This is a genomic window from Marinobacter sp. (assembly GCF_014859525.1).
Taxonomy (GTDB): Bacteria; Pseudomonadota; Gammaproteobacteria; order Pseudomonadales; family Oleiphilaceae; genus Marinobacter.
Window position 1 is genome coordinate 1 of record NZ_JACUUB010000163.1, and the last position, 1,783, is coordinate 1,783.

Here is a 1,783-nt window from a genome sequence, read left to right on the forward strand (position 1 = left end):
TCAAACTTTTTCTGACGAGCTCCCAACAACCGTAGTTCTGGCATTTACAAGGATCTGGCTCTATGACCGGCAAAGCAAAGCAGTCCCAGAAACTCCTGCTGTTCAGTCTGTTCGGAACGCGGCTTTTTGGCATAGGCACCCTCAAAATCCGTGAGATTCTGCCATTTCAGCGGCTGACGAAACTGCCACACAGCCATCATGCCGTGATCGGTACGGCGACTTTCCGCAACTCGGCGGTGCCGGTGATCGATATGGCGGCGGCGGTCGGTTATCCCGCCCTGACAACGGAAGAGCGCGACAAAGCCTCGATCATCGTGACTGATATCCAGCGCCAGGAGATCGGCTTTCTGGTGCGCAGCGTTCAGCAGATTATCGAAACCGACTGGAAAAGCGTGATGCCGCCGCCCAAGGCGCTGGGATCCAATGCCTTTATCACCGGGCTACTGGATATGGACGGAGACATCATTCAGTTGCTTGACGTGGAGCTGCTGCTGGCCAAGGTCTACCCGGAATCGCTGGATGCCCAGAACGTGGTGCTGTCGGATGTACAGAGCGAAACCCTGAAATCCCTGAATATCCTGCTGGTGGACGATTCCCAGGTTGCCCGCAAACAGCTGTGTGATGTGCTGGACAGCAAAGACATTACCTATCACGTGACCAGCAGTGGTGATGACGCCTTGCAGGTGCTATTGAGTCAGGACGAACGGGGTACCCCGATTGACATCCTGGTTAGCGATATCGAAATGCCAGGGCTGGACGGCTACGAACTGACCTTCAATGTGCGTGACAACAACGCCCTGAAGCAGCCTTACATCATTCTGCACACGTCACTGAACAGCGAAATGAGCCTGAGCTACGCCAACCAGGTAGGTGCCAATGAGGCACTCACCAAGTTTGATGCCGAGGAATTGCTGCAGGCTATGCTGAGAGGGGCGGCAGAGGCGTCACTCTGACGTCTGTTCAAACGACAGGGCAAACCAGTTGCGTTTGATCTGCTCGTAATCCTGCGTGCTTATCACACCAATCTCGGCCAGGCGGCGCATTTCCGCGATAGCGAGGGGCAAACGTGCCCTGCCCTCTGGCAACCGCGCCCCGGCACACTGAATACTTTGAGCTATTTCCTCCCGAAACTGGCTTGCTCTCTGGCGGTCAGGCAGGCTTGCCTCCAGAGCGAACACCACGACGTCGCTGTTGAGCGCGAGAAATTCAAACCGGTGCTGGTAGTTCCGCCAGGCCAGAAAGGCACAGCCAAGCGCCACACCCATCGGCGGCAACATCCAGAGCTTTGAAACAGGCCACCCGTAGCCAGCCAGGATTGCCAGCCCAACAAGAACGCTGGCAGCAAGCCACAACCGTGCCTGGTAACACCTCACTTCCCGGGGCTGCGCCTGTACGAAGGTCAGGTCGATCACCTGCTCCGGCAGTTCCCGCTTACGGCGATGGCTCTTCAGTAATAAATAATGTTGATTGAAACGGGTGTACAAGGTACTGGTACCAGGCCGTGTCTGGCGCAACCGCCGCTCTACACGCCAGGTGTCCCGGGGCGGCGGTTCCCAACCCTGGCGCTCAAGCTCCAGGTCGGGAATGTGCCAACGGCCCAGATCAATCACATCAGGCTGATCGCTTAACGTCTGCATGACGGCACCTCCTCTTTCAGGGCGATGGCAGCTCGAACTTGTCCGGGTCGTTATAAAGGTGAGCACTGGTGTCCAGCCATTCTGCGATCAGCCGCAACTCTGCCCGGGTGAGCATGCCCATGTGAGTCTCTCGGACAGAGCGGGTG

General features: G+C 57.2%; 2 protein-coding genes. One reads left to right on the top strand and one right to left on the bottom strand.

Going from position 1 to position 1,783, the window contains the following annotated elements:
• Positions 1 to 62 precede the first annotated feature (62 nt).
• Positions 63 to 953 (top strand): chemotaxis protein, encoded by an 891-nt coding sequence (locus IBX51_RS15015; protein ID WP_291832136.1) that lies wholly within the window; start codon positions 63 to 65, stop codon positions 951 to 953.
• Here the strand turns inward: IBX51_RS15015 and IBX51_RS15020 are convergent.
• A complete protein-coding gene (locus IBX51_RS15020; RefSeq protein ID WP_291832137.1) occupies positions 945 to 1,637 on the bottom strand; it encodes a hypothetical protein in 693 nt (230 codons plus the stop codon). The genes IBX51_RS15015 and IBX51_RS15020 overlap by 9 nt on opposite strands.
• Positions 1,638 to 1,783: the final 146 nt, after the last annotated feature.

Excerpts from the sequence above, each read along its gene's own strand:
- IBX51_RS15015 (WP_291832136.1), top strand. The coding sequence starts at position 63 with ATGACCGGCAAAGCAAAGCAGTCCCAGAAACTCCTGCTGTTCAGTCTG.
- IBX51_RS15020 (WP_291832137.1), bottom strand. The coding sequence starts at position 1,637 with ATGCAGACGTTAAGCGATCAGCCTGATGTGATTGATCTGGGCCGTTGG.